The organism is Mesorhizobium sp. LNHC209A00, from assembly GCF_000502915.1.
In the GTDB taxonomy this organism is placed as follows: domain Bacteria; phylum Pseudomonadota; class Alphaproteobacteria; order Rhizobiales; family Rhizobiaceae; genus Mesorhizobium.
Genome location: NZ_AYWT01000016.1, coordinates 35239 through 54442, shown reverse-complemented (window position 1 = coordinate 54442; position 19204 = coordinate 35239). Strand labels below are relative to the sequence as shown.

The following is a 19204-nucleotide window of genomic DNA, read 5'->3' as shown; positions in this document are numbered from 1 at the left end:
TGGAACGGATCAGTGGGCGGCGCAACCTTTCGAGGTTCAATCCCCGTCCCCCGCCGGCTTGGCCTTGCCGCACTGCGCCAGCACCTTGCCGATGGCCGCGCTCGAGCCCTTCAGCGGAAAACTGTTCGCGCCATATTTAGCCCCGCTGACCGACACGTCGCCTTTGCCGCGCAGCAGGTCCAGCAACGGATCGGCTTTCGCCAGGTCGACCACGAAATAATTGTACATGGCCTCCAGCTGCAGCGTCTTGGTCACCGTCTTGCCGTCGGCCTTGAAGTCGAACGCGCCGCTGATACCCGGTTCCAGCTGCTGGCCCGCATTGCCGAGGTCGTAGCTCAGCACCGGATTGTCGAAACAGGTCAGCGTCAGATGCGCATCGCCTTTCGGCCCGCCGCAGACGGAAGCCGTCAGCACGCTGCCGCCCTCGTCTTCTTCCATCTTGGCGCTCCAGCCGCAGGACGCGGCAAAAGCCGGTTGCGCACCGAGCAATGCCGCCAAGGCACCGGCAACGAGACATCTTCTCATGACTTTCCCCCTCCGACCATTTGCAGCACCCGCCGGCAGCATATAGGAAAAGCCGTTGAATGGCATTGCACGTGCCGCGCGCCTTGGAGAGACCGGTGTTGAGGGCCTTTGGTCGCCTGTGTTTTCTGACAGCCGCCCTGGTGGCCTTGCCGCTCGCCGCGCATGCCGAATGGAAGCCGGTCGAGAAGGTGGAGACCTATGCCATTTCAGGCCAATCCGGACCGGAGCTCTACCGGTCGATCGGCGAGAACGGGCCTAATGTCGGCATTGCCCGCGCCATCGCCCACACCAATTTCAAGCTGACCTGGACCAGGGATTATCAGCCGCGCGCCGGAGCCTGCGTGCTGGTATCGGCCAAGCCCAAGCTCATCATCACCTACACCTTGCCCAGCCCCTCCTCGCCGCTGCCGTCCGCCATCCAGAAGAACTGGGAGGTTTTCCTCGCCGGCGTCAGCGCCCACGAAAAGGTGCATGGCGCGACCATTGTCGACATGGCGCGCAGGATCGAGGCGGCGACAGTCGGCCTCACCGTTCCCGACGATCCCAAATGCAGCAAGATCCGGGTCGAGATGACCAAACGCCTGTCCGCCCTTTCGCAGGCGCAGCGGCAGGCAAGCCGCGATTTCGACCGCGTCGAACTCGGCCAGGGCGGCAATCTGCAAAAACTCATTCTTGCCCTGGTCAATGGCGGCTGAGCCACCGCGCCTCGCGGCGCGGTGGCTCATCCGCGGTTCGCTCCGGTCTACCGGCTAAGATCCAGCGCCGCGCTCAGATCCCCCATCGGCGGCTCGCCATTGGCGGCCAGCGCCTTGTCGCGGGCGACGATGCCCGTCAGCACCGGCAGATCGTAGCGCGCGGTGATGAAGCGCAGGATCGACGTCGTGTCGTATTGCGTGTGGTCGACCGTCCCCATCCTGGCGTAGGGCGAGATGACGAAGGCCGGGATGCGGTTGCCCGGGCCCCAGCGGTCGGCCTTCGGCGGCGCGACGTGATCCCAGAAGCCGCCATTCTCGTCATAGGTGATGACGACCAGCATGTGGCTCCATTGCGGGCTCTTCTCCAGATGCGCGACGAGGTCGGCCAGATGTTGGTCGCCCGATGTCACGTCGGCATAGCCTGAGTGCTCGTTGAGGTTGCCCTGCGGCTTGTAGAAGGCGACCTGCGGCAGCTTGCCGTCGTCGATCTCCTTGATGAATTCGGCGCCATTCAGGCCGCCATCCCTGAGATGCTCGGTGCGCGCGGCGGTGCTGGGCGCGTAGGCGGCGAAATAGTTGAACGGCTGGTGGTGGAACTGGAAGTTCGGCACCGGCGTGGCGTTCTTACCGTCGAGGGTCGCCTGCCAGGCGCCGGCGTACCAGGCCCAATCGATGCCCTTCAGCGACAGGAGATCGCCGATGGTGATGTCGTGCTGCGGCGGCAGCGTGGTGGGCGCGGCCGGATCGGCCAGCGCCTTGTCGCCGCCCTCCGCCGGCTTGTTGGCGCTCGGCTGATAGGGCGGCTGCATGGCGTTGACGGCGTAAAAATCGGGCGTGATGGCGCCGTCATTGGCGAATTTCGGCACGCCGCCCAGCGCCGACGGCGGCGAATTGTCGGCCACCTTCAAGGTCGTGCCGTCGGCCTCGACCACGGCGATCTGGCCCTTGATCGGACTGGTGTCGGCATGCGGATAGACCGGCGTACAGGCGCAGGCGAGTTGGAAATGGTTGAGGAAGGAACCGCCGAAGGCGCCCTGGAAGAAATTGTCCGCCAGCACGTACTTCTTGGCTATCCGCCACATCGGCAGGATCGAGCCGTCATAATGGCCCATGACCAGGCCGCCGGAATCGGCCCAGGCGACGAATTTGTCGTTCTTGCCGCCGTCGATCTGCATCTGCTCCTGATAGAAACGGTGCCACAAATCGTGGGTGATGACATTGGTTCCTTCGTTGAAGCCCTTGGGATCGTCGATGGCGAAGGCGGCGTTGGCGAGATGCGCGGTCTGCGCCTCCGTCACCACGGGGGTGACGCCTTTTCCGGTCAGCCCACCCCAGGCCGGCGGCAGTTCGGTGAGCGGCTTGCCATCGCGGTCGAGCTGGCGCGCCTGGTCGGCCGAGACATTGGCCAGCCCATTGGCGCCGGGGAAGCCGCCATAAAGATTATCGAAGCTGCGGTTCTCTGCATAGATGACGACGACGGTGTCGATCTTGTCGAAGCCGGGAGGGGCGGCATCGGCGGCCGCAAGGGGAAACCAGGCCGAACCGGCCAGACAGAAGGAAGTGAGGAACTTGAGCCTCGTCATGGAAAGACCTCGTGGCTTGACTGTGGCTAATGGGGCTATGGGGCTATGGCGCGGCAACCATAGGCAGCTAACGTGGCTGCCTTGTCACCTTTGTGACATCGGCCGCCTCGGCGAACACGGTTTCGTGAGCACTGGGACCGGTCATCAATCCGTTGCACTGCGTTCTTATTTCCGGGCCAAAGCGGACCGTGGCCCATGATGATGAGACGATGGAAAAGCCTGATGATCGCGAGCGCCGCGATCTCGGCATTTGGCTTTGCCGCGCCCGCGAATACGGCGGGGCCGGACGGCGTCCATCCCGGTCCGCTGTCGCGTGGGCAAGCCTTCGCACGCGCCGAGGCGCTGACTGCCTTGGGGCGAAAAATGTTCTTCGACCCGGCGCTCTCGGCTTCGGGAAAACAGGCCTGTTCCTCCTGCCACGATCCGCGCCACGCCTTCGGTCCGGCCTCCGCATCTCCCGTCGAGAGGGGCGGCCCGAACCTCGACCAGTCCGGCGTGCGCGCGGTGCCGTCGCTGCGCTACCTCGAGGCGGCGCCCGCCTTCACCGAGCATTTCCACGATTCCGAGGACGAGGGCGACGAGAGCGTCGACAATGGCCCGACCGGCGGCCTGACCTGGGACGGTCGCGTCGACCATGGCGAGGACCAGGCGAAAATCCCCCTGCTCTCGCCCTTCGAGATGGGCAACAAGGATGCCCTGGCGGTCACTGCTGTCTTGCGCAAGTCAGCCTATGCCGACGAGTTCAAGGCAACCTTCGGCAACGATGTCTTCGACCGCCCGGGCGATGCCTTCGACGCCGCCGCCGAGGCGCTTGGCACGTTCGAGCAGAGCGCGGCCGACTTCTACCCCTATTCCAGCCGCTACGACGCCTTCCTCGCCGGCAAGGCAACGCTGTCGGCGCAGGAACTGCATGGCCGCGAACTGTTCGAGGACGAGGCGAAAGGCAATTGCGCCTCCTGCCACCTCAGCGAACCGGCCAGTGACGGCGAGCCGCCGCAATTCACCGATTTCGGCCTCATCGCCATCGCCGTGCCGCGCAACCCGACCATCCCGGCCAACGCCGATCCGGCCTACGTCGATCTCGGCCTGTGCGGCCCGCTGCGCACCGACTTCAAGGGCCGGACGGAGTATTGCGGCCTGTTCAAGACACCGACCCTGCGCAACGTCGCGCTGCGCAAGAGTTTCTTCCACAACGGATACTTCCACACGCTCCACGACGTGGTCGCCTTCTACGCCAGCCGCGACACCGACCCTGGCCGCTGGTACCCCAGCAATGCCGACGGCACGATCAGGCAATATGACGATCTGCCAAAGGCTTACTGGCCGAACTTGAATCAGGATCCGCCCTTCAACGGCAAGAAGCCCGGCGACAAACCGGCCCTCAACGAGGCCGAGATCGACGACATCGTCGCGTTTCTCGCCACGCTCAACGACGCCGACCACCGGGCAGTGCCGGCGAACTGAACCCTGACGCGCCCTGCCCAGTCCCGGGCCTTCCCACCCGCGAAGAACGGGGGGCTCCATCCCTGCAGGATTTAATGCGTGGCAACGCCCTGAAGCCGTAAGGAATGACATGTCCCATTAGCGCTTCCTAAACCGCTCTGTCGTATCCCTTTGCCAATCGATGGCGGAACGCTGATGAACGCATTCAGGCGAGCAGTCGGATTTATCATGATCCTTGTGACCGGCGCGGCGATGCTGGCTGCGCTGCACATCGACGCCCAGCGGAACTTCGCGCTGGCAAGACAACGGTATGTCGAAAACTCCCAGGCCGCGGCCCGGGCAACGGCCAAGACCGTCGAAGACGCCCTGCGGGCCGTCTACGAAAATGTGCGGACTCTGAGCTACCTGCCAAGCGTGAGAAACCTCGATCGGCATGGCACGAACCTTGGCGACGAGGGTCGCGCGACAATCCAGCAGATCTACAACAACCTCGCCAACAACGTCTCCATTTCCGAGGTCTACTTTCTGCCGCTGGATTTCGACCCGGACGGCTTCGATGCCGTGACCGGAAAGCTCGAGGAACCGATCCTCCAGTTCGACCAGCTGATCGTGAATGCAAAGGCGAGGTCCGATGCCGCTGGCGGCGCAAAGCGGGTAAAACTGGACGCCAGTGCGCTGACCCGCCCGCCGGAAGAAGTCGAGACCTATGAATACCACGAACTGGCAAAGCAGCTTGCCTGGCTGAAGGCGAACTATCCAAATTCGAGCGCCATTGACGGGCTGGATGTGCCGATCATCGGCACGAAGGAGCTCATCACTTGCGATAACACCGATTTCATCCACACCGGCAATGACGCCGATCGCTCCGGCTTTATCCTGTCGGTCCCGGTCTACGGCGGGGACGGCAGCCTGCGCGGCTCCGTCTCGGCGATCATGCTCACCTCGGCGCTGCGCAAACTGTTGCCGAGCAGCGACTATGTCATCGTCAATTCAGGCTACGGTTTCGAATCCGACCAGCACAAGATGGCGACGGCCCTGGCCGCGGATTCCCGAGCCTTCACGGCGGCGGACCCCAATCTGATCTACTCCGAAGTCCTCCCGCTCTCACTCAACGATCCTAGAAGCGCCTGGCGCCTCTGGGCCGGTTTTCCCAACAGCAGGTTCGACAGCGATACGGACACCCGGTCCGTGCGGCAATTCGAGTTGGCCGGTTATGTCGCGGTCGCGGTGGGCACCCTGCTGGCGCTGGCCTGCTGGTATGCGATCGGGCGGGCCATGACGATGCAGGTCAATGCCGCCGAGACTTTGGAGCGACGGGTCGAGGAGCGCACCGCTCAGATCCAGCACCTCGCCACGCACGACATTCTCACCGGCCTGCCCAACCGGGGCCTGCTGGCCGACACGATGGACGAGGCGCTTAGAAGCCTCAGGGAGGATGAGAAGCTGGCCGTCCACTGCATCGACCTCGACCGGTTCAAGCCGGTCAACGACACGTTGGGACATCCGGTCGGCGACGAGCTTCTCGGGGCAGTGGCGAAGCGCCTGAAACAGCAGGCCGGCGAAACCGCCATGGTAGCAAGAGTGGGGGGCGACGAGTTCGTCATCCTCCAGCTCCTGCTCGACGGCAACGACGAGGCCGGCGTGCTGGCAAGCCGTGTCATTCATGCCTTGTCCGACGAATTCTCGATCCAGGGCCACAAAGTCAACATCGGCAGCAGTATTGGCATCGCCGTCTTCCCCGACGACGGGCAAAGCTCGGAAGCGCTGATCCGCAATGCCGACCTTGCCTTGTACAAAGCCAAAATGGAGGGTCGTGGCACCGCCCGGTCGTTCGAGCCGGGAATGGATGCAAAACTGCAGGAGCGGCGCCAGCTGGAATCCGAACTTGCCCTCGGCGTGACCAACGACGAATTCGTCCTGTACTATCAACCGCTGCACGACGCAAAGACCTCGACACTCACCGGCTTCGAAGCATTGGTGCGATGGAACCATCCACGCCTCGGCCTGCTGCCGCCATCGGAGTTCATCCAGATGGCCGAGGAGACCGGCGCCATCGACGCGCTTGGCGAGTGGATCATGCAGCGTGCCTGCAGCGATGCCGCGAAATGGCCGCTGCCCGTCAAGATCGCGGTTAATCTCTCGCCGGCCCAGTTCAAGCAACCGGGTTTGTCGCTCCAGATTGCCTCGGCGCTCGCGGCTTCGGGCCTGCTGCCGTCACGGCTCGAGCTGGAGATCACCGAGTCGGTGCTGCTGGCGAACAATGAAAACACGGTCAGAACGCTACACAGCCTGCGCGACCTTGGCATCAGCATCGCCATGGACGATTTCGGCACCGGCTATTCCTCGCTGAGCTATCTCAGGTCGTTCCCGTTCAACCGCATCAAGATCGACCGCAGCTTCGTCAGCCTGATGTGCGAGAGCAGCGAAAGCCGGGCGATCGTCAAGGCCGTCGCCGACCTTGGCACCACGCTCGGCATGACGACGACCGCCGAAGGCGTCGAGACCGAGGCCCAGTATCGCCTGGTCAGGGAGAATGGCTGCACGGACGTCCAGGGCTGGTTCTTTGGCCGCCCGATGCCGGTTTCCGAACTCCATGCGCTTTTCGAACAGCCGGAAGTCTTGACCGCGTAGCGCTGCGGCCCGCCTCAAATCGCCCGGATAATCCCGCCATCGACGCGTATATTCTGGCCGGTGATGTAGCCGGCCCCTTCCGACGCCAAAAACGCAATCGTCGCGGCGATCTCTTCCGACGTCCCATACCGCTGCATCGGCACGGAGTCGCGGCGCTCTTCGGTCGCCGGCAGGCTGTCGATCCAGCCGGGCAGCACATTGTTCATGCGCACATTGTCGGCCGCGTAGGTGTTGGCGAAAATCTTGGTGTAGGCGGCAAGGCCGGCGCGGAACACGGCCGATGTCGGGAACATCGCGTTCGGTTCTGCCACCCAGGCCGTCGAGATGTTGATGATGGCGCCGGCCTTCTGCTTGACCATCTGCGGGGCCACGATGCGCACCGGCCGGATGACGTTCATCAGGTAGACGTCCATGCCGGTGTGCCACTGCTCGTCGGTGATCTCCAGGATCGGCGCGCGCGGCCCGTGGCCGCCGCTGTTGACCAGCACGTCGATGCGGCCATAGCGCTCCAGAGTCAGGTCCGCGAGCCGCCGCAGATCCTCGTTAGATTGGTTGGAGCCGGTGACGCCGATGCCGCCCAGCTCCTTGGCCAGCGCCTCGCCCTTGCCGGACGAGGATAGGATCGCGACCTTGAAGCCATCCGCCGCCAGCCGCTTGGCCGCCGCCGCCCCCATGCCGCTGCCGCCGGCCACGATGACAGCTGTCTTTTCTACACTCATCGGATTTCCTCTTCAGATTGGCGGGAGCTACGGTTTCAGCGGTCCTATAGCCGGTTTCGACGCGCAGTTCGAACGAGAAAGCCTGAATTGGGCTGCAGAAAACTTGCGCGTTGAGCTGCGCCCTATCCTTCCACCGTCTCCAACTCACTCAGCAGCGTGCCTTCCATGTCCGGTTCGTCCCCGGAACAGACGCACAGCATCTCGGCGTCGCCCTCGCCCACCGACAGATAGGCGTGGCCCATGGTGGAATCGATGTAGACGCTCTCGCCCGCTTTCAGCCGCACCGGCGCGTACTGGTCGGTGTGCAGTTCGATCTCGCCCTTGAGCACGATCAGGAATTCCTCGCCGGCATGCCTGGTCAGCGGGCCGAACTCTTGCGGCGTGCGGGCGCGCGCATAGGCGTGGATCGGCACCATGCGCTTGCGCACCAAGTCGGTGGCGAGATACCGGTAGTCGTAGTTTCGGGTCAGCTGGCGCAGCGTGTTGGACTGCGAGGTCACCGAGCGGCGGGTGCGCGTCGCCGGCTGCTTGCGGTCGCCGCTGAGCAGTTCCGTCACATGGATGCCGAGCCCCTCGCAGATCTGCAAGAGCTTGTCGTAGCTCAGCGACATCTGGTCGTTCTCGACCTTGGACAGCGTCGACACCGCCACGCCAGTGAACGCGCTGACCTCCTGCAACGTCCAGCCATGCGTCTTTCTCAAAGAGCGCAGACAGTCACCGAGGTTCGGTTGCTCCGACATCGCCAGCTCCAAGGCGCGGGATCGCGCCGCTCCACCCTAGGTAGTCGAACTCCCCCCTGCCATCAACAACATCAATAATTTTCTTATACGCTAAATATTGACTGGATACGAAATTATTTTTACGACTGATGAATGCAGTCGAACTCCCTCAGAAAGATTACCATCATCGGCGGAGGCATTGCCGGCCTCTCGCTTGCCGCCGAGGTGGCGGCCTGGGCCGAAGTCACCGTCATCGAGCGCGAACCGCATCTCGGCTACCACGCCAGCGGACGCTCCGCCGCTCTGTTCACCGAGACTTACGGCAACCGCCTCGTGCGCGGGCTGACGCTGGCCAGCCGGCAGGCGATCGTCGAGGGCGGTTTCGTCGCCCACCGGCGCGGCGCGCTGCATGTCGGATGGACCGGTGACGATGCCTCCATCGACAAGCTGGCTCGTGATTTGCAGGCGCTGGTGCCATCGGTGCGCCGCCTCTCGGCGGCCGAGCTCCACGCGCTGGTTCCGGTCGTTGCCCAGCAAGCCACCTGCGGCGGCGTCTATGAGCCGGACGCGGTGGATGTCGACACGGACAAGATGCTGGCGACCTGCGCGTCCAAGCTCAAAGCCAGCGGCGGTACCATCCGCACCGGCGAGGAGGTCCGCGCCATCTCACGCGACGGCAGCGCTTTTCGGGTTGAAACAAGCGCCGGCGTCTACTCGGCTGACATCGTCGTCAACGCCGCCGGCGCCTGGGTGGATGTTGTCGCCGGCATGGCGGGGCTCGCGGGCCTCGGCTTCCAGCCGAAACGGCGCACCGCCTTCCTGTTCGATCCGCCCGCCGGGTTGGACATCGCGGGCTGGCCGCTGGTGGTCGACCTGCACGAGCAGTTCTACTTCAAGCCCGATGCCGGCAGATTGATCGGTTCGCTCGCCGACGAGACAGACTCCGAGCCTTGCGATGCGTATCCCGAAGATATGGACGTCGCCATCGCCGTCGACCGCATCGAACAGGCAACGTCGATGCGCATCGGCCGCCCGTCGACGCCATGGGCGGGCCTGCGCACCTTCGCTCCCGACCGCACGCCGGTCGCCGGCTTCGACCCGCGCCTGCCCGGCTTCTTCTGGCTCGGCGGCCAGGGCGGCTACGGTTTTCAGGTGTCGCTGACGCTGGCCAGGCTGAGCGCGGCGCTGATGCGGGGCGAGCCGCTGCCCGAAGATGTAATCGCGCTCGGCATCACCGCTGGGGCGCTGGCGCCCGATCGCTTCCTTACCTCGGCGGCGACGCCATGAAGTTCCTTCCCTCAACCCCGAATGTGTCATCAGGAGCGTTTGCGATGAAATCTATGCGCGCGATGCTTGTCACGTCCCTTTTGGCCACGTCCCTTCTGGCCTCATCCGTCCTTCTCGGCGGGCAGGCCTACGCCAAGACGCTGGTCTATTGCTCGGAAGCCAATCCCGAGACCTTCAACCCGGCGATCGGCATCGCCGATTCCACCATGGACGCCGCCGCCAAGACGATCTTCAACCGGCTGGTCGAGTTCAAGCCGGGCACGACCGAGGTCGGACCGGCGCTGGCCGAAAGCTGGGACGTCTCGTCGGATGGCAAGACCTACACTTTCCATCTCAGGCACGACGTGAAGTTTCAGTCGAACGAGCATTTTTCGCCCACGCGCGACTTCGATGCCGACGACGTGCTCTACACCTTCAACCGCCAGCGCGACGCCAACAATCCCTATCACAAGCTTGGCGGCGGCTCTTACGAGTACTTCAACGCGTTGGGCATGGGCACGCTGATCGGGAAAATAGACAAGGTCGACGATTACACCGTGCGCTTCACCCTGACGGCTCCCAACGTCACCTTCCTGGCCGGGCTGGCACTCGACTATCTCTCCATCCTGTCGCTGGAACAGACCGAAAAGATGGTCGCGGCCGGCACGCCGGAATTGATCGACAGCATGCCGGTCGGCACCGGCCCGTTCGTGCTTGAGGCCTATGTGCCCGACAGCCAGGTCCGCTACGCCGCCAACAAGGATTACTGGCGCGGCGCGCCGAAGATCGACACGCTGGTCTTCGCCGTCACGCCCGAGCCGACGACCCGTGTCGAGCGCATCAAGGCCAATGAATGCCAGGTCGCCGCCCCGCCGCCGCCAAGTGCTGTCGCCGACCTGCGCAGCGATCCCGACATCACGGTCCTCGACCTCAAGGGCCAGAACATCGGCATCCTCGGCTTCAATGTCGAGCATCCGCCACTGGGCGACGTGCGCGTGCGCACGGCACTGGCCAAGGCCATCGACCGCAAGGCGATCGTCGATGCGGTCTACGCCGGCGCCGGCACGGTGGCCGGCAGCGTCGTGCCGCCGGCGCAGCTTGGCGCCGTCACCGATGCCGGCATCGACTACGATCCCGATGGCGCCAAGAAACTGCTCAAGGAATCGGGCCACGAAAGCGGCCTCAAGATCAGCCTGTGGGCGATGCCGGTGTCGCGCCCCTACAACCCCAACGCCAAGCGCATGGCCGAGATGATCCAGGCCGACTGGGCGAAGGTCGGCGTGCACACGGAGATCGTCAGCTTCGAATGGGGCGAATACCTCAAGCGCACCGCTGCGGGCGAACAGGACGCCTTCCTGCTCGGCGGCAGCAGCGACAATGGCGATCCCGACAACATGCTGAGCTATCTGCTCTCCTGCGACGGCGTGAAGGGCGGCTCCAACCGCTCGCGCTGGTGCGACAAGGGTTTCGAGAAGCTGCTCGACGAAGGCCGCGTTGCCGCCGACCCGAAAGAGCGCGCCGCGATCTATGGAAAGGCGCAGGCCATCCTGAAGGCCGAGGTGCCGGTGGCGCCGATCGCCCATTCGATGGTGGCGATCCCGATCCGCAAGAGCGTCCTAAACTACGTGCTCGACCCCTTCGGCCGGCAGAATTTCGCCGCCGTCGACATGGCGGAGTGAGGCTTGTCACGCCGGGTGCCCCCTCATCAAAGGCAAAACGCCAGCCGATTTGCGAAGATCCCGCGATCCACAAAAAGCGAGACCACCGTGCCAAAAGACCTGAACGCTCTCCTCGATGCCTACCTCGGCGATGGCGCGGTGGGTGCGTCGCTCGCCTATGCCAGGGGTGACACCACACCGACCGCCCTCACCGCGGGCCTCGCTGATCGCGCGCAGGGCACGCCCGTCACGTCGGACCATCTGTTCAAGATCGGCAGCTGCACCAAGACCTTCGTCGCCGCGGCCCTCGTCAAGCTCGCCGAGACCGGCGAGCTCGACCTCGGCGCGCCGATCGCCTCCTGGTTCCCGGACCTGCCTGGCGCCAAAACCATATCGGTACGCCAGCTGATCAACCATCGCAGCGGCCTGCCGGAATTCGAATATTACATTCCGATGGACCCGAGCCGGCAATGGACGCCGCAACAGCTGGTCGACATCGCGTTCGCCTCCGACAAGCAGAAGGCGCCGGGCGGACCTGCCGTTTACAACAACACCGGCTATGTGCTGGCCGGCCTTCTGATCGAGGCGGTCGCGAAAGACTCTCTGGGCGGTTATGTCAGGACCGCGATATTGCAGCCGCTCGGCCTGAAAAATACATGGTCGCCGGCGACCGAAACCTTTCCGGAAAAATCGATGGTGCGCGGCTATTACCATCGGCCACCGCCGGCGCCGAACGCGCCCACCGATATAGCCTCGGGCGGCGAGATGTGGCGCATGGACGGCGTGCTGCCCTACTGCGATGAACTGCAGGATTCGTCCGACTCCTTCCCGTTCGCCGCCGCCTATGGCTGCGGCGACATGGTGTCGACCCCGTCAGACATGGTCGGCTTCATGCGTGGCCTGTTCTCCGGCAAGCTGCTGTCGCCCTCCTTCTTCGCCGAGATGTTCGAACACCGCGTACCGGCGAGTTTCCCCGGCACCCGCATGCGCGAGACGGGCGCGGGGATGTTCCGGAGCGCCTATGCCGGCCGCGCCTTCTACGGCCACCAGGGCAGCATTCCGGGCTACGTCGCCGTCATGCTGCACGACCCCGAGACGGACCTCACCATCGCCATGACCAGCAATGTCGGCTCCGGCAATCGCCTCTCCTTCCAGGCCAGTGGCCTGCACGGGGTCGTCGATCAGGCGATCCGTATCATTCTCGACTGATCGTTTTCAGCCGCCCTGCCGTAACGACGGATCGGGCAGGCCCGGCAGCATCTGGCTCAGCACCCGGTCGCGAAGGAAGAAATGGTGGAAGATGGCGGCGGCCGCGTGCAGGCCGGCGAGCCACATCATGACGTCGCCGAGCGTGCCGTGAATCTCCGCCAGCGGCGCGCCCCAGCTGCCCGAAAATGGACCGATCGCTCACAATCCATAGACAGTGACCGGGTGGCCGCCGAACAAGGCGCCGACCATGGCTGTCGCCGGAACCGCGAACAGCAGCGCATAGAGTGCCCAATGCGTTGCCTTCGAGGCGACCTCCATCCAGGACGGCATGGCCGGGGCATCGGGAATGCGATCGAACCGGCGCCAGATCAGGCGAACGACCAGCAAGCAGAAAACGGTGAAGCCGAGCGACTCGTGCAGCAGCAGCGTCGACGCCCTGGCCGCCGAATAGACCCGCTCCGGCGGACCGCCCGCCGAGACCAGGAAGGCAATGAGCACCAGCAGTGCCGTCAGCCAATGAAATGCCTGGGCGAGGCGCCCATAGCGGGTTGTCGTGCCGGACAGCGACATGCGAGAGCTCCGAAACGGTTGGACATCTCCCCTCGCTCGTGAATGTGGCCTTATTTCAGCTGTTCCTCAATCGCCTTGCTGCGCGAATGGCATCGCCGAGTTCGCTGGCGGCGCAGCCCGACAAGGTTCAGCTTAACTCGTGGAGCGGAAGATTGTGGCGGCGCCAGCCAGCATCTCGGCATTGTCCCTAGCCACCGTTCCATCGGCGAGCGTCTTGCCGTCCTCCAGCCCGACTCGTGTCGACCAGCGCTTTTGCCGCGCAAGGTGCACGAACGGCCAGACCGTGCCGTCGACGCCGTGCAGCAGGATCTGCCGCCGCACGCCTGCGCGGTCGAGCACGGCGGCGATGTCATGCGCCTCGTCGAGGGCTCCAGGCAGGTCCGGTATGTCGATCTCGATCAGGATGCGCAGTACGCGGCCGTGATCGGCGAGCGCCACGAAGCGCTCGGCATCTTCCGTCGTGGCCAGCCCCGCCTCGATGCCGACGCCCTGCTTGCGCAACAGCTCCATCACGGCGGGCGCGTCGGCTTCCGAAAGATTGACCGAGGCATAATCGGGCAGTTCCCGCCAGGCGGCGATCGCCGCGCGGGTGCGCGCCACATCGTTCTCGATCCAGGCGCCGGTCGAGACGCCGATCAATGTGCCCGGGCAGGCTTGGCGCACGGCAAGGACCGTCGCATCCACCGACGCCAAGCTTTCGCGCCCGTCGGCGCCGCGCGGATGGATGTGCAGTTCGGCGGCACCCGCGGCGACGCAGGAAGCGGCATCGCTGGCCATTGCCTGTGCGGTCAGCGGCAGCGTGGGATGGAAATCGCGCGGACGCGCGCCGTTGATGCAGGCTTGAACGATCATCGATTTCACCTCGGACTAAAGAGCGCACTCCAGCTCTGTGCCTTTTACGCAATTCCGGACGGGAACCGGTTACACACTTTCCTGGGATCTAGCCGCGCCGCCAAACCGTGCAAAGCCATGGCGCCCTGACACGGCGGCGCCGCCGCCAGGGCGCCTCTCACGGCATTCGCCGGCATTTGAATAAAAGGCGCCTGGGGATATTTACGCCACTTTGCGCCAGGCCGGCCAATATCCATCAGGGCGGGATCATGGAGGGACCATTGACCAGCGATTTTTCAGCCGCCCGTCTCCATCTCGAACGCGCCTACCACTATCTGCGCGGCAATGACGAGACGAGCCGCGCCACATGCGAGGCCCTCGACCTGTTGATCGAGATGGTGGCGGAAGCACAACACAGGAAGCCGGAACCCGGAGTGCTGGAATTTCCGCGAGCGTCGGCGCGCCGACTCGGCTGAACAGCACGCGTGGAATTGGTTCAGCCTGCGCATCAAGTCTTCGTCTTCACGCTTGGCGCTCCAGGCCGTTTTGGAGCGAAGTGCATCTGATCCGTCAGGACGCCCTGCGTCTCGATGCGGCGCCGGCCATTCGAGCCGCCTGGGCCACGACCCGCTCCAGCGGTTCGGGCCGGTGCAGCAGAAAACCCTGACCGAACTCGACGCCCATATCGCCCAGCATGGCCACCGTGTCCTGCCGCTCGATCTTTTCGCCCACCACGGTGCAACCGAGGCTGCGGGCAATGCTGGTGATGGCCAGCACGATCTCGCGATCGAAGCGGCTTTCGGTGACGTGTTCGATGAAGGAGCCATCGATCTTGATCGCGTCGACCGGAAAGCGCCTGAGATATTCGAACGAACTCATGCCGGCGCCGAAATCGTCGAGGCTGACCCGGCAGCGCCGCTCGCGCGCCTTGCGCACGAACGCCTCGGCCGCATCGAAATTGGTGACGGCGGCGGTTTCGGTGATCTCGAAGCCGATACCGAAATGCGGCGTCCCGGTTTCCTCGATGACCCGGTCGACAAAATCCCATAGTCCCGGGTCGCTCAGCGTCTGCGCCGACAGGTTGAAGCCGAGCGTGATCGCGCCGGACTTCATCGCCGCGCCGTGCCGAGACAGCGCGGTGCGGATGATCCAGCGGTCGAGCCGCGCGGCAACGCCGAAGCGCTCCGCCGCCGGAATGAACTCGCCAGGCGGGATCAGCCGGCCACCCTGTCCGGCAAGCCGCGCCAGCACCTCGACATGGCGGCTCTCTTCCCAGGGCCTGCCCAGCAGGTGGATCTGCTGGCCGAACAATTTCAGCCTGCCGTCATCCATGGCGTCGACCGTGTCGGCTGCGAGCCGAGCCGCGTTGAGGCCGACCGAACCGGAGACGGCATCGGTCGAAAACAGCGCGAAGCGATCGCGCCCGGCGGCCTTGGCCGCGTAGCAGGCATCGTCGGCGCAGGCCAGCGCGTCGGCAACCGTGGTGGCACGGTCGCGGACGATGGTGATGCCGATGCTGGCCGCCAGCCGGCGCGACGTCGCGGCAAGGCCAAGATCGGCGTCGCGCACGGCCGCCAGGATGGCGGCGGCCAGACCTTCTGCTTGCACGGCGTCGCAATCGGGCACCATCAGGGCAAACTCGTCGCCGCCGAGCCGCGCCGCATGCGCCGATGGCGGCAGGCAGCGGCCGATACCCGCCGCGACGCTCTTCAGCGCCAGATCGCCCGCGGCATGGCCGGCGAAATCGTTGAGGGCCTTGAAGTAGTCGAGGTCGACATAGAACACCGCCAGCGGCACGCCAGTGGTGATGTGGTGGGCGAGCAGCCGGTCGAAGGCGGCGCGGTTCCAAAGGCCGGTCAGTGCGTCGTGTCGGGCGGCGAAGGCAAGCTCCTGTTCGCGCAACTTGTCCTCGGTGATGTCGCGCACGGTGCCCAGGACCTGGCCCGCGGCACCGGCGGCGGCGATGAAGCGCAGCAGCGAATCGACATGGCGGATCTGGCCGTCGCGCTTGATAATGCGGTACTGCGCGGCGATGACGCCGTCGCTTTCCAACGGCACCCTGTGGGCGCGTTCGGCGGCGTCCTTGTCGTCGGGATGCAGGTAGCTGTGCCAGAGATCGGCCGTCACCTCGTCGGTCACTGCGACGAGGCCGAATATCTCTCTTGTGCGCGCGTCCCAATAGCTCTTGTTGGTAGCAATGTCGTAGTGCCAGATACCGGTGCCGCTGGCGGCGAGCGCCAGGCGAAAGCGGATATTGACCTGTTCGAGCGCGGCTTCGGCCGCCTTCTGCTTGGAGATGTCGGTCTGCACGCCCATCAGCCTGAGCGGCTTGCCGTCGGCGTCGCTCTCGACGATGCCGCCTCGGTCGAGCACCCAAACCCAATGGCCCTGCTTGTGCTTGAGCCTGAGTTCGGTCTCGATGGCGTCGGTCAGCCCGGCAATGTGGCGGTCGCCACTGGCCTGCGCCCGTTCCCGATCGTCGGGATGGGTAAGCTGCAGCCACAGGTCACTGGTATTGGCGAGTTCGCCCTCCTCGTAACCCAGCATTCGCGCCCAGGTCGCCGAATAGAAGCAGTCGCCGGTGCTGAGATCCCAGTCCCAGACGCCAAGATGGGCCCGCTCCAGGGCCTTGGCCCAAAACGCTCCGCTGCGACTTTTCTTACCCTGACCCGCCATCGTCCGTTCCGCCACCCCCGCCCCTGGGCAATCTGCGGCAAAACCAGAGAAGAAACCGTTACCGGGCCGCGGAAGGGCGGAATGTCCACCCTCCCGGCGACGATCTTGGCATCAGCCTTTTGATTGGCGGGCAAGAACCGGAGTTTGGCGCGCCTCGATTGATCATAGGAATGGCCGTGTTCACCAGCCAGTCCGGTGATCGCGAAGCAAGACAAAAAGAACCTCCCAATGACCAAGCAGGAAGACAACAAGGCCGTCGTAATCAGATGGTTCACCGACTTCTGGGGTGAAACCTGCGACCTCTCCGTCGTCGATGCCGTCGCCGCCCCCGATATGCTGCTCAAATACTCGCTGCACGAGCCGCGCCGCGGGCGCGCCGACATCAAGGCATTCATGACCGATTTTCGTGCAGCCTTCCCGGATCTCAACTTCTGGGCCACCGCCGATCTCATCGCCGAGGGCGACTACGTCGTCGGCCAGTGGGAAGGGGGCGGCACGCATACCGGCCCGGCCTTCGGCGATTTTCTCATCGGTTCGCTGCCCGCCGCGACGGGCCGCACGATGCGCTTCACCGGCACCACGGTGCTCAAGGTGATCGACGGCAGGATCGTCGAGGAAATCGGCCTCGACGACGGCGTCGCCGCCCTCACCCAGCTCGGGCTGATCAAGACCGCCTGAGAAACTTCACCCAGAATCGAGACTTCGGCCAGGCGGCATTGGCGCCGCCTGGCTATGCCGCTTACTGGCTCAGCGCCATCNTTCACCCAGAATCGAGACTTCGGCCAGGCGGCATTGGCGCCGCCTGGCTATGCCGCTTACTGGCTCAGCGCCATCGCGTGTTCGCACGACACTTTCGGGTTCATGTCGGCGAACGTGCCGGTCGGGTTGCCTTTCCAGGCCCAGACATGCAGTTCGTAGAACTCACCCAGGCCATAGCGATTGGGCGCGCTGTTGAAGTTGAACAGCTGTCCCTCGAGCGACGCCGGCCCCTTCGAGGTGATGTATTCGACCGCCACCAGCTTCAGCGTGCCGTCGGCCATCGGCTCGTACATCACCGCTTCGGGACGGGCGATGTCGATCTTGTCGTCCTTCAGGTACCCGCCATTGACATAGTGGATGCCCATGGCGCCGCCGGTGATACCGCTGGCGCAGGGAATGGGCGCATAGCCTTCCGCCGTCGCGGCGTTGACGTCGAGAAACCGGCTGTTGGCGGCCCGCACCTTTTCGGCCAGCGGATTGGCACCGGACGCGGTTTCGGCCGCCTCCTGATGCGCCTGGGCAAAGGTGGTGCAGACGGCCAGAATGGCCCCTGCCACGAAAAGCCCGTTGCGAAAATCGCGTATCATGTTTGTTCCATTCTTCTTGAAAAAGCACAGCGGGCCGGCCGCCGAAAATACGGAGGCCCGGCAGGCAAGCGCTGTGACTGTTGTTGCCTGGTGACCCCGGATACGGTGCAAGGAATGCCGGGAGAGATCATCCCTTCGGCAGATACGGGATCGTTCCTGCCAGATCGGTGTCGTCGATCAGCTGGAAACGGCTGTCGCTGCCGCCCTGGCGGGCCGAAACGAAAGGCGCGTAGGCCGGATCGTCGGTGAAGGCGCGCGCCGCCGCTTCCGACGGGAACGCCATCAGGGCGATCAGCGTGGTGTCGAGCGGCTTGCCTTCGAGCGTCTTCACATTGCCGCTGCGCGACAGATATTTGCCGCCATGCTTGTGGACGAGGTCGTGCACCGAGGCGGCATAGGCCGGCACCCATTTCGGGTCCTTCATCTTGATATCGGCGATAACGTAAGCAGTCATTGTCGTCTCCTGGTTGCGGCGCACAGGGATATCCCGTGCAACCGTCCAATGGGTTCGCATGGCGGGGCCCGAGCCGACCAGTCCGCGATCTGTACTGGGCCGGTACAGTTTCTGTACTCGCCGCTTCAATCACGAAGGACTAATGTTCTCCCAAGGTTCGAGGGAGAGGCACGGTCATGACCCAGCACGGATACAAACAGTTCTGCCCGCTATCGATGGCCGCCGAGGTGCTGTGCACCCGCTGGACGATGGTGCTGATGCGAGAGCTTGTGGCCGGTTCGACCCGTTTCAATGACTTGCGCCGGGGCGTGCCCAAAATGTCGCCGACCCTTCTGTCGCAACGGCTTAAGGAGCTTGAGCTGGCAGGAATCGTCGAGCGCAAGGAGGTCCTGGGAGAAAAAGGAATCTTCGACTATCGGCTGACGGAAGCCGGCCGCGATTTGCGCCCGGTGGTCGAGGCGATGGGCTTCTGGGGCCAGAAATGGGTCGAATCCAGGCTGTCGCTCAAAAACCTCGATCCGTCGCTGCTGATGTGGGACATGCGGCGCAATTTAAACCCCTCGCCGCTGCCCGAGGGACGCACGGTGATACAATTTCTGTATCAGGAACTCCCCGCCTCCAAACGCTCCTGGTGGCTGATCGTCGAAAAGCACGGCGAAGTCGACCTGTGCTGGTACGATCCGGGCTTCGACGTCGACCTCTATGTCTCGACCGACCTGCACACGATGACGGCGATCTGGATGGGAGTGCTCACCGTCGAGAAGGCCGGTGCGAAGGTCACCCTGACCGGCGACCAGGCCATCGGCAGGAAAATGCAGGCCTGGCTGGGGCTGAGCCCGTTCGCGGTGGAACCCAAACGCGCGGCGTAGGCACGCGCGG

At 64.4% G+C, this 19204-nt stretch carries 17 protein-coding genes and 1 pseudogene; 9 read left to right on the top strand and 9 right to left on the bottom strand.

Annotation, left to right across the window (positions count from 1 at the left end; genetic code table 11):
• Nucleotides 1-36: 36 nt before the first annotated feature.
• Nucleotides 37-525, bottom strand: a complete 489-nt coding sequence (locus tag X739_RS141075; protein ID WP_031252335.1) for a hypothetical protein — start codon at nucleotides 523-525, stop codon at nucleotides 37-39.
• A 59-nt stretch (nucleotides 526-584) separates the two neighbouring features.
• Here X739_RS141075 and X739_RS141080 point away from each other — a divergent pair, with 59 nt between their 5' ends.
• A complete protein-coding gene (locus X739_RS141080) occupies nucleotides 585-1220 on the top strand; it encodes a DUF922 domain-containing protein (RefSeq protein WP_084056469.1) in 636 nt (211 codons plus the stop codon).
• Nucleotides 1221-1267: 47 nt separating this feature from the next.
• Here the strand turns inward: X739_RS141080 and X739_RS141085 are convergent, their stop codons facing one another.
• A complete protein-coding gene (locus X739_RS141085) occupies nucleotides 1268-2803 on the bottom strand; it encodes an acid phosphatase (protein ID WP_023795776.1) in 1536 nt (511 codons plus the stop codon).
• 195 nt (nucleotides 2804-2998) lie between these two features.
• On the opposite strand from X739_RS141085, the gene X739_RS141090 reads away from it, so the two are divergent.
• Together X739_RS141090 and X739_RS01000000166535 are read left to right on the top strand one after the other, a co-directional pair.
• Nucleotides 2999-4267, top strand: a complete 1269-nt coding sequence (locus X739_RS141090) for a cytochrome-c peroxidase (RefSeq protein WP_023795775.1) — start codon at nucleotides 2999-3001, stop codon at nucleotides 4265-4267.
• A gap of 207 nt (nucleotides 4268-4474) precedes the next feature.
• Entirely contained in the window at nucleotides 4475-6877 is a 2403-nt protein-coding gene (locus X739_RS01000000166535; protein WP_245273941.1) for an EAL domain-containing protein, read from the top strand.
• Nucleotides 6878-6891: 14 nt separating this feature from the next.
• On the opposite strand, the gene X739_RS141095 is transcribed toward X739_RS01000000166535, so the two are convergent.
• Both X739_RS141095 and X739_RS141100 read right to left on the bottom strand, forming a co-directional pair.
• Nucleotides 6892-7596, bottom strand: coding sequence for an SDR family oxidoreductase (locus tag X739_RS141095; RefSeq protein WP_023774046.1), 705 nt, complete (start codon nucleotides 7594-7596; stop codon nucleotides 6892-6894).
• Between the two features lie 122 nt (nucleotides 7597-7718).
• Nucleotides 7719-8336 carry an XRE family transcriptional regulator gene (locus X739_RS141100; RefSeq protein ID WP_023795773.1) on the bottom strand — a complete coding sequence of 206 codons (618 nt, stop codon included), beginning with the start codon at nucleotides 8334-8336 and terminating at the stop codon, nucleotides 7719-7721.
• 132 nt (nucleotides 8337-8468) lie between these two features.
• Here X739_RS141100 and X739_RS141105 point away from each other — a divergent pair, with 132 nt between their 5' ends.
• From X739_RS141105 to X739_RS141115, 3 genes are all read left to right on the top strand, one after another.
• Nucleotides 8469-9602, top strand: a complete 1134-nt coding sequence (locus X739_RS141105; RefSeq protein WP_023795772.1) for an FAD-binding oxidoreductase — start codon at nucleotides 8469-8471, stop codon at nucleotides 9600-9602.
• Nucleotides 9603-9646: 44 nt separating this feature from the next.
• A complete protein-coding gene (locus X739_RS141110; protein WP_023795771.1) occupies nucleotides 9647-11260 on the top strand; it encodes an ABC transporter substrate-binding protein in 1614 nt (537 codons plus the stop codon).
• A gap of 87 nt (nucleotides 11261-11347) precedes the next feature.
• Nucleotides 11348-12448 carry a serine hydrolase domain-containing protein gene (locus tag X739_RS141115; RefSeq protein ID WP_023795770.1) on the top strand — a complete coding sequence of 367 codons (1101 nt, stop codon included), beginning with the start codon at nucleotides 11348-11350 and terminating at the stop codon, nucleotides 12446-12448.
• Nucleotides 12449-12454: 6 nt separating this feature from the next.
• On the opposite strand, the pseudogene X739_RS01000000166530 reads toward X739_RS141115, so the two are convergent.
• Together X739_RS01000000166530 and X739_RS141120 are read right to left on the bottom strand one after the other, a co-directional pair.
• A pseudogene (locus X739_RS01000000166530) lies at nucleotides 12455-13018 on the bottom strand (cytochrome b).
• Between the two features lie 132 nt (nucleotides 13019-13150).
• The gene (locus X739_RS141120) at nucleotides 13151-13870 is read right to left on the bottom strand and encodes a 3-keto-5-aminohexanoate cleavage protein (RefSeq protein WP_023795769.1); all 720 of its coding nucleotides are present in this window, start codon (nucleotides 13868-13870) and stop codon (nucleotides 13151-13153) included.
• Between the two features lie 260 nt (nucleotides 13871-14130).
• Between X739_RS141120 and X739_RS141125 the strand changes: the two genes are divergently transcribed.
• The gene (locus X739_RS141125) at nucleotides 14131-14325 is read left to right on the top strand and encodes a hypothetical protein (protein ID WP_023774040.1); all 195 of its coding nucleotides are present in this window, start codon (nucleotides 14131-14133) and stop codon (nucleotides 14323-14325) included.
• Nucleotides 14326-14419: 94 nt separating this feature from the next.
• Here X739_RS141125 and X739_RS141130 read toward each other — a convergent pair whose 3' ends face one another.
• Complete coding sequence (locus X739_RS141130; RefSeq protein ID WP_023795768.1) at nucleotides 14420-16525, bottom strand: EAL domain-containing protein; 2106 nt, start codon at nucleotides 16523-16525, stop codon at nucleotides 14420-14422.
• 228 nt (nucleotides 16526-16753) lie between these two features.
• On the opposite strand from X739_RS141130, the gene X739_RS141135 reads away from it, so the two are divergent.
• Nucleotides 16754-17203 (top strand): ester cyclase, encoded by a 450-nt coding sequence (locus X739_RS141135; RefSeq protein ID WP_023774038.1) that lies wholly within the window; start codon nucleotides 16754-16756, stop codon nucleotides 17201-17203.
• Between the two features lie 137 nt (nucleotides 17204-17340).
• Here the strand turns inward: X739_RS141135 and X739_RS141140 are convergent, their stop codons facing one another.
• Both X739_RS141140 and X739_RS141145 read right to left on the bottom strand, forming a co-directional pair.
• A complete protein-coding gene (locus X739_RS141140; protein ID WP_051410628.1) occupies nucleotides 17341-17871 on the bottom strand; it encodes a hypothetical protein in 531 nt (176 codons plus the stop codon).
• Nucleotides 17872-17998: 127 nt separating this feature from the next.
• Complete coding sequence (locus X739_RS141145; protein WP_023774036.1) at nucleotides 17999-18325, bottom strand: DUF1330 domain-containing protein; 327 nt, start codon at nucleotides 18323-18325, stop codon at nucleotides 17999-18001.
• 176 nt (nucleotides 18326-18501) lie between these two features.
• Here X739_RS141145 and X739_RS141150 point away from each other — a divergent pair, with 176 nt between their 5' ends.
• A complete protein-coding gene (locus X739_RS141150; protein ID WP_023774035.1) occupies nucleotides 18502-19194 on the top strand; it encodes a helix-turn-helix domain-containing protein in 693 nt (230 codons plus the stop codon).
• Nucleotides 19195-19204: the final 10 nt, after the last annotated feature.